The 8,680-nt window shown below is 41.4% G+C and carries 5 protein-coding genes and 2 pseudogenes; 5 read left to right on the top strand and 2 right to left on the bottom strand.

Features of this window, described 5'->3' with window-relative positions; genetic code table 11:
• Window positions 1–152 precede the first annotated feature (152 nt).
• From I1A42_RS13795 to I1A42_RS13815, 5 genes are all read left to right on the top strand, one after another.
• Window positions 153–1,379 (top strand): site-specific integrase, encoded by a 1,227-nt coding sequence (locus tag I1A42_RS13795; RefSeq protein ID WP_196122469.1) that lies wholly within the window; start codon window positions 153–155, stop codon window positions 1,377–1,379.
• Complete coding sequence (locus tag I1A42_RS13800) at window positions 1,376–3,121, top strand: hypothetical protein (protein WP_196122472.1); 1,746 nt, start codon at window positions 1,376–1,378, stop codon at window positions 3,119–3,121. The genes I1A42_RS13795 and I1A42_RS13800 overlap by 4 nt, the downstream gene beginning before the upstream one ends.
• Window positions 3,122–3,123: 2 nt before the next feature.
• Window positions 3,124–5,286, top strand: a complete 2,163-nt coding sequence (locus tag I1A42_RS13805; RefSeq protein WP_196122473.1) for a site-specific integrase — start codon at window positions 3,124–3,126, stop codon at window positions 5,284–5,286.
• A gap of 111 nt (window positions 5,287–5,397) precedes the next feature.
• Complete coding sequence (locus I1A42_RS13810; RefSeq protein ID WP_230389389.1) at window positions 5,398–5,694, top strand: hypothetical protein; 297 nt, start codon at window positions 5,398–5,400, stop codon at window positions 5,692–5,694.
• Window positions 5,695–6,259: 565 nt separating this feature from the next.
• On the top strand, window positions 6,260–6,682 hold the full coding sequence (locus tag I1A42_RS13815; RefSeq protein ID WP_196123745.1) for a hypothetical protein: 423 nt from the start codon (window positions 6,260–6,262) through the stop codon (window positions 6,680–6,682).
• A gap of 381 nt (window positions 6,683–7,063) precedes the next feature.
• Here I1A42_RS13815 and I1A42_RS13820 read toward each other — a convergent pair.
• Window positions 7,064–7,405 (bottom strand): annotated as a pseudogene (locus tag I1A42_RS13820) (DUF1971 domain-containing protein).
• A 41-nt stretch (window positions 7,406–7,446) separates the two neighbouring features.
• A pseudogene (norW, locus tag I1A42_RS13825) lies at window positions 7,447–8,621 on the bottom strand (NADH:flavorubredoxin reductase NorW).
• Between the last annotated feature and the right edge of the window lie 59 nt (window positions 8,622–8,680).

Consider the following 8,680-nt stretch of genomic DNA (forward strand, 5'->3'; position numbering starts at 1 on the left):
AGATAGAAAAAGCCATGCAGACAGTGCATGGCTTTTTTTACAGCCAACATATCTAAATAGTTGTTTGATATAGGTAACAGTATCTATGTTTTTATTTGATTAACTTAGATTGATAGTCTAACTTTAATTTAGATTATTTGATTGGGTATTGTATGGAACACTTTTACCACCTTGTAGCAACAAGTAGATCAATAGAAATTGGTGATATTGAGTTAGGTGCTTCACCGGACTCATTAGACTTCACTGTGAATAAACCTATGCGCTTTGACGGCATTAATCTGTTGTTTTCCTCTTGCGGTGAGCCAGAGTTCTATGCCAATGCGTTTATTATGAGTCGTCGCATTGTCGAAGGGGTTAAAGATACGAAGCCAACTTCGTATGCTCTGCTTCGCTTTTTTCGTTTTTTAGGGAAGAACAACCTCAATTGGAATGATGAAAATAAAGAGCTTGAGCGTTATCCCATTTATCTCTTCAGAAACTATTTAGATAAACAGATTGCTAAAGGAAACATGCGCCGAAGTGTTGGGGCATCGACTTTATCTGTTATTCGAAGATTCTATTTATTTTGCTTGCGCCACGGTTATGTGGAAAATCTTCCATTTGAGGTGCATGGTCATAATAAATACGGTCAAATGCTGACGGACATCACCATTAAGAGTCCTAAGCAAGAGACCGACCTTACCCCTATGAATGACTTGGACATCAAGCATATTCGAGATAACTGGCATCGAGCAGGAATTTCAGGCGAGTTTCGGTTGTTGGTAGCGACTGCAATTAATTCTGGTCTAAGAGCGATTGAGGTTGCTGATATAAAACCTCGCCACTTCAAAGTTCCCGAGGGCTTTAAGGGTAAAACTTACACAGATATCAATATTGGCCCTTCTCATGGTTGTTATACCAAATACAGTAAAGACCGCACGATTTCGATGCCTATTTGGTTAATGGAGCAAGTAACTCAATACTGTGAAAGTGAGCGGTACAAGGAGCGTAAACGGCTCTACTTTTTCAATACAGGTGATGAAGATGCGCCCGTATTTATCACAAAGGAAGGGAATCGTTTCAAAGAACAGGGGCAACGGTCAAATTCCATTGATACGCTTTGGGGGCGGTTAAGAAATGCGATTAAGGAAAACTGTAACCCTCACTTCGACCACGATTTCCATGATACGAGAGCGACCTATGCGGCTAATAAGCTCGACCTCTTGCTCAATATACCTGAATTGAGCACGACACAGGCACTGAAACTACTGAAAGATGAACTTGGACATAAGGACTTATCTGTGACCATGCGTTATTTAACGCATTGGGAAGGCAACCCAACCAAGAACCAAGTGCCTGAGTTAATGATGGCATTATTGGAAGAGGAACACATCATATGACGGAGAACTTTGACTCAGATAAGCCTGATAATGTTCGTACCTATCGCTCTATTCCGAACGATGAAATGCAATCAGACAACCCACTGTCCAAAATTCATCAATGGAAATATATCTGGGTAGCAGGTTCTGGAGTGAACTACACATGTGACTTCAAAGATTGGCTGCAATATAGCACTAAGGGGCATGTTTCTCTGCTGATTTCTAAGTTTGAACAATCAGGTTGGGCAGAGGCGACTAAGGTAACTAACTTTAAGTTTATTGGTGATATTTTAAAGCATAACTTCAACAGCCAATCCCAACAGAAGGCGAACAAGGCTGAGTTCTCAGCAGAAACGTGTGTGAACTATATTCAGGCTTCATGGCTGTCTCAAAGAACAACAGGTGTCGGACTGCATGGCAAGCCGATAAAAGCCAGCACTTTGGGATGGCGAGCTTCAAGCTTTAACTCAATCCTAAAGAAGTTTGGTTTTGGTCAAATTCCTAAAGCGGCTCGAAACCTTGATACCGTGAGTGCATCGTTAGATTCCAATAACTACAACAAGAAAGAGTTAAAACGTATCGCTCGTGCGCTATTGTCGGATAGAAAGTTGCTCTACAAAGAGTATTTGAATGAGGCTATCAGCGAAGGTAAGCGAACAATTGTATTTAATCGTCTTATCTACAATGCGGTGTTCCTCTATGTGTATTACACCGCAGCGGGACAAACAGAGGCGCTGAATACCTTTGTCGTGGAAGATGGTTGGAGTGTTGATAAGGCAGGCGGCAAGCGAATTTCGGTAAAAGGCTTGAAAACCCGTGGCTACAAAGAAGAGTCTCGTTCATTTACCCCAAGGGCGGTGTCTAAAACCTTTTTTGAAGAACACTTCGAGTTGTCGAAGCTGAACGCTGTTTATGTGGGGCTGGATAAGCATTATCTCTTTAGACGACGCGATGGTAAGAAGCCAAGGGCTGAAAATCTCCATATCTACATTGCAAGTCTAATGAGACGCTCCGTTTTACTGCAAACAATGAAAGCGGCAAATCCAGATTTTTCCTTAACCTGTGAGCGTTTGAAGTCATCCATTAAGCAGTACGCAGAGGAAAAGCTCGGGCGACAAGAGGCGATGGAGAGCAGTCGTAACTTATCTGAAAGTACATGGAATAATTCAGATTACAGCAAGAACTCAAAAGCAGTCGCACATCGTGAATTGGCTTTTGGAACTGCCACACTCTTTGCCTTGGGTTGTAACCCAACAGGAGGTGTTACAGCAGCAATAGCCACAACGAAAGCACAGCATTGTGAAGTTCTGTCTAGCGAAGAAGTCGATGTGCTTAGAGCGTCTTCTAGCGTACCTGTGGACGATATTGCTAACGGAGGGGTATGTAAAGGTGAAGATGTTCCGCAAAAACGTGAGTTCCAAAAAAGCAATCTAGAAACGGGATTGTTAGATGATGACGATGTGAAAAATACCGCTTGTGGTTATGTTATCAAGTGCTTCATATGCCGAAATTTTGCTGTTGTTGATGAGGTTCATGACATTTGGCGTTTGCTGTCGTTTGAGTTTCGTCTCAATGAGGCGGTAGTAGCCCATAAAAGCCTTGACCACTTCATCAAGAATTTCAGCGAGGTGAAGTCAGCGATTCGGGATATAAAGAAACGCTTCAAGAAAAGAAACCTCAAGGCAGCGGAAAAATACCTAGAGCGGCAAGGTTGCCACCCTCTGTGGGATGAAGATTCTATTCAAGATATTTTTAAGGGGTAAGTATGTTCAGCATTAGCCATGCCCACGCGCTGTTTGAAAAATACGCTTTGCCTAACAATGAAGTTTACCCCGTACCGACAGAGAGAACTGTAGTCAGCGTAAAGCGGGACGGCAGTCCTGCCTCTTACTTTGAGGATGATGTTTGGGATTTTAATGACCTGTTCAACACCAAGAAAGAAAAAAAATCGACCTACACTCTAACGTTCCGAGCTCAAAAGCATAACCCTAAACTGTTATTAGAGTTTAAGCAGAGAATTTATTGGTTGATATGGGGGGGTAAAAAAACTTTGCTGAGTATTGAGGGGAAAACCTTTAGGAAGGTAGGGCAGATTAAGGATATACAGACAAGGGTTGACGTACTACTGAGAGTGTTTGCTAATACGTCTATCAACGCTTTTTCTTATATTTCAAATGACATTGTATTTTCGCAATTCAAAGAGTCACTACGTGGGGGGAGTGAAGAAAGTATTATCAAAAAACTGGACGCTCTCAATGTACTCACACAGGTTAACCTACACTTCCCTGAGAACGCTAGGTTTAAAATCCCCTACCAAGAAGGCGAGAGCGCAAGAAAGGTTGCCAAGAAATATGCCGCTTATGGTAAAGGGAATTATCCTACAGTCATCCCTGTTATTTATGAGCAATATCTTTGCCGTTTAATTCAGGATGTGGAGTCTGCCTACCGAGATTTCATAGGCGGGCGTACCCTCGAAGCGGATGTGGAAGCAAAGTATCGTTCATTACTGTCTGAAAATGATATCGAACAAGAAATCGAGACTCTATATCAGGAACTTATTCTCGATATTGAGGTTGAGAAAAAAGCAAAAAACAAAGGCATTTCCCCTCAAGAGGTGCTTGATGACTATCGAGATAAAGCTAAGTTCGAGGTTGAGTCTACCTATCGCAATAAGGCCCATAGAGGCGTTATCGATGTCTATAAAAAAGATAATGTCTTGTTAGATGTAAAAGCGTATGCCCAATCAAAAGGGATGACTGAAAATCAAGCCACAGGTGCTTTTAGAATGATTGAAGGGGCGTGTTTTGGCGCTTGTTCGGCATTCACTGGAATGAGGGTGAGTGAATTAACCCAGATTGATGGTGACTCATACAAAGAGATTGACATTGATGGGGTGAAGTTTTGCACAATGCGCTCTTGGACGGATAAGTTGGAAAAGCTAAGTCGTGAGGATACATGGGCGTGTGCGCCAATCTGTGAGAAAGCGTTATTAATATTAACAGTGTTAAATGATAAGTATCGCTCCATCTCCGGTGATATTCATCTATCCCCACGCTTTTCATTCAAAGGTCAAGGAAGTGGATGGACAGGCGATATTATTAATCGTCAGTTAAAAGATATTCAACTCTATACTCAGAACTTACGTAAGCTATTCTATTTTTACAGCCTTCATATCGATATTCGTTACCTTCCAGAAGAGATGGATGAGGTTTTTAACCTGTTAAATCCCATCGTTCACGAGAAGTTTAACCCGATACAGAAAAATGAGCGTGGAGAGCTGTACTGGCGCTTTAGTACCCACTCGTTAAGACGGACATTTGCTCATTTTGTGGTTGGTCATGGATTGGTTTCACTAGCCTCGTTGAAGCATCAATTTAAGCATATACACCTTTCAATGACGGCTATTTATGCGAGTCATTCTGAGGTATTAACTCTACTTGGTATTCAAAACCCAGCCCAAATTAAAGAGCAGATCCAAAAGCAAGAAATAGAGTCTCACGCTGAGTATCTTAAGGATATGATTGAGCATCCCGAAGAACAATCTGGCGGTTTCATGATGTCCATGAGCGGTGAGTCTATAGTAGTGGGTGATGCTAGGTTTAATCAGTTGGTTGAAGACACAAAAGGTGCAAACAAATCTACAGGGTTCGGCACTTGTTTTTCTGGTGTGTCATGTAGCATGGGACATTTGTTTGAGCCATCTAAATGCGTAGGTAGGGATTGTGAGAACCTTAACGTAAACAAAGCTGAAGCGGAGAACTGGGTGATAAGGCGAGATAGGTGTGTTGAAAAAATAGAAAAAATGAAAGAAATGGGGATGTTCAATCGTAGCTCACTAGCTACACAATTAAGTGATATTCGAACAGCCGAAAAAGTGATGGCTGACCACAACATTCAATTTGAAAAATATCGAGTGGAGGCTCTGTAATGGCGACGGTTGCAACAAAACTAGAGAATGCATTTAAGGCTCTTTTGAAAGAGGGCAAAAAAATCAGCCCCTTATGCTGTTGAAAGGCGAGCCGGAGTTTCTAATGGTTCATTGAAGAATCATATTGTTCTGCTTGAGAAAGTGTTGGCGGAAAAAGAGAAGTACGCCACCGACCCAACTAATGTAGGGGTTGTAAAGGCTGAAGCTAATAAAGCTAAAGCAAAAGTTTCAAAGGATAAGTACCAAGAGATTTTGGATAAAAACGAAAAGCTTCGAGCTGAGAACGAGCAGTTCAAAGGTGAGCTGAAGGAAATGGCGGATAAAGTCGCTCAGATGACTTGGGAGTTGCACCGCTACAAAACCAAAACACGCAAAGACTCAACAAACGTACATAACTTGAAAGCATAAATTGAAAGGGCTAGGTTGTGGCATAGCTTGGTCTGTCACGTTTATGCCCCATTTCTGTTTACGAAATATCAGATCCACTCAATTTTCTTTATCAATATCCAAACTTAGCAATGACTATATTTTTTGTATAATTGCATAATTATCGTCAATGTCGTCTTTTTAGTTGTTAACCAAGACATTATCGGTATTTTGTCACGATGAATTATTAAAAACTGATCTTTCTATCTATAAATCATAGGATTGAAGATTAGTTGGTAAACTGGGAGTGAGATTAGGCGGACAATGTCACATGGACACTTTCCACCTAAGAACTTTTATGCTGCTTATAAGCTTATGGGAATTTGATAAATGGAATGGTTTATTGCTGTAGTTAGCGCACTAATTGGTGCTGTAGTAGGTGCTCTCGTTAGCTACCTATTTACCGATAAGAACAATAAACAAAGAACAAAAAGATTAGAATCAGCTTTCTACAATGAGTTTGAGTATCTATCAGAGACGCTCGAAAATTGGTTCCCCACCTTAGGTAGTTGAATACCAAGAGCCATTAAGGGAGCAATATTCAGGCTTGCCATTTTTGGATCTTTCATTAATTGATGCACTTGTAATCGAACTTGCGAGCACTGACAAGGTCGTAACTCCAGCACAAAGGAAACTGATAGTTCGCCTACGACCGGTAATCACAAGCCTTGTGAAAAACAACGAAAAGCGCGGCAAATATGAAGATTCTTGGATGTTGAATAGTCACACAATGGATAATTCTGAAGAACGAGACTGCTCGAAAAATATAAGTTTTTACACAGGACTTCTTCTAGTTGATGTAACTCAGGTAATCTTCCATCTTAAAAAACTAAGTGCAGAAAAAGAGCGTTTCATCTTTTCGAAAGAATCAACTAGGGCGGATTTGGCTAAAGCATGTTGTTTCTCTAGCGGTATTCCCTATGATGAAACGGTGTGGAAACCTATGCTTCTTAGGTTGGGACTTAAGTAAACATAATCAGCATAACGCGTTGCTCACCCCTTAACAGGGCGTTGGTCTTGCGCTAAAACAAAATTGTCCACTTTCGTTTCAGTTGGGTCTGGCTGAAACGTTTTTTGCCCCAAAATCATTCAGCCAACCAGTGTCAAACTTTTAGAACAGGATAAAGCATATTTTTCAAAATGAATAAATATGCTTTTAGCCATTTTCCTTATACACATTCGATTAATTAAATGATCAAAATTGCTCTGTTCCTAAAGTAGAAATAAATCACTCTGTTTTTGTCAGAGCGAGACTGATTCCAAGCACAACATTGCGTAATCAACATGTTGTCGTAAGTTTCAAAACACAGATAGGGTTATGTTAGTTGTCAGGCTCAACCGGCAATAATCACTAAGATTTTGAGTGATACATGGGTTGATGTTTTTGACTCGATTCTGACCAGAAATTGATGTTGAACTGCGCATCATCACTGAGTTCAATTCGATGCCAATATTGTGGTGGGCTGGTCGCAAATTGTCCTGCGTTAATAACCACGACCGCTTCTGGTTCAGTGGTGTGTTTTCATCAGCAAAGCCGTAGTAAGTCACCTGACCTTCCATCACACATAACTGACCAAATACACCTTTAGCTGTATTGTCGATGATTAAGTAGTGCCTGAGGGACATTCTCTTTAGTGAAAAAAGGGGTTGAGCTGTTGAATCGTCCAATTTTTGGAATACGTAGATGTGACATAGTTATATCCTCTCTGATTTAAATCGTATTCAGTTTAATACTTATAGCATCTGGGCTTTATTGGTCGTTTGAGACAACTCACGAAGCAGTGAAAATGCTTGAGTGATTTGTTTCGCCAGCTACGATAAAACCCGCCATTTGATTACGTTCATTTTCCGCTTTTGCCACAATGCCAGGTACTGAGAAAACTGTACATTCCACAGCACAATATTGTCAAAGTTGCCCGCAAGCTGAATGGGATAACTTGGTGTTTTCACTTTTATCATCGTAGGCGGAAGTGCTAATTGTGCATCTTGACCTAATAGCTGCTTGCCCCAGAACATTGGCGCTTAACACGATCGTGCTGAAGATAAGGCAATCAGGCGTCCCTGAATTTCAGCGCAATCGCCGCTAGTGCGTAACATTGGCAACCTGAAGTCTGTAGATGAGCATCAACAGCGATGCCCCTTGTTTACTTCAATTCCCGACTCTATAGCTAACTGGGTATGTGTACGTAAGCCGGTCAGCAGATATCACTACGTCTGATTCAATCACTTGACCACTAGTCAATGTAGCAACGTACGAGTTCTCTGAACAGTTCAACTCGGCGACACTATTACCAGCGCCAAGTTGAATGCCCTTGCTAGTTGTTAAGCTGATTTTCTAGTGGTAACGCAATGAATTCGGGGATGAGATTAGCTAACAGGTGCGGGTTTGGCTTCAACAACCGTCACTGCTTTACCCGCACTTGCCAGATCCATGGCAATACTCACACCGATCAAACCACCTCCTACAACTAATACGCGTTTCGCGCTGCTAAGTTTTACTTGTGCTAATTGATACTCTTGTAATGAATTCAGCGTAATAACTTCATTACTTGCATTACCCGACATAGGGGTACAAACGCTTTTGCTCCTGTCGCAAACACTAATTTTGAATACTCATAAGAACGACCATTTGCCATCACTTGCTGCGCCCGTGTATCCACATTTTCGATTAAAGTGTTGGCAAACAGCTCAATATTCTGCTCTTGGGCGAACTCTTCACCGTATTTCACGACTAAATCAAGAGCTGTTTGTTTTTTACTGAACACATGACTCAAGTCTGGTTTGTTGTATTCCGCTCCGTCATCGGCAGTAAATACTTGAATCGGGATATGTGCGTCCATTCGACGCACAGTTTTAACTAACTGGTAAGCAGCAAAACCACTACCAATAATGACGATTGGTGCTTGCATCGCAGTCTCCTTAACCTTGTATTCAACAAATACGTCTTTACCCAAGTGACATTCCGGGC

The sequence above is a fragment of the Vibrio nitrifigilis genome (assembly GCF_015686695.1).
In the GTDB taxonomy this organism is placed as follows: domain Bacteria; phylum Pseudomonadota; class Gammaproteobacteria; order Enterobacterales; family Vibrionaceae; genus Vibrio; species Vibrio nitrifigilis.

Excerpts from the sequence above, each read along its gene's own strand:
- I1A42_RS13805 (WP_196122473.1), top strand. The coding sequence starts at position 3,124 with ATGTTCAGCATTAGCCATGCCCACGCGCTGTTTGAAAAATACGCTTTG.
- I1A42_RS13795 (WP_196122469.1), top strand. The coding sequence starts at position 153 with ATGGAACACTTTTACCACCTTGTAGCAACAAGTAGATCAATAGAAATT.
- I1A42_RS13800 (WP_196122472.1), top strand. The coding sequence starts at position 1,376 with ATGACGGAGAACTTTGACTCAGATAAGCCTGATAATGTTCGTACCTAT.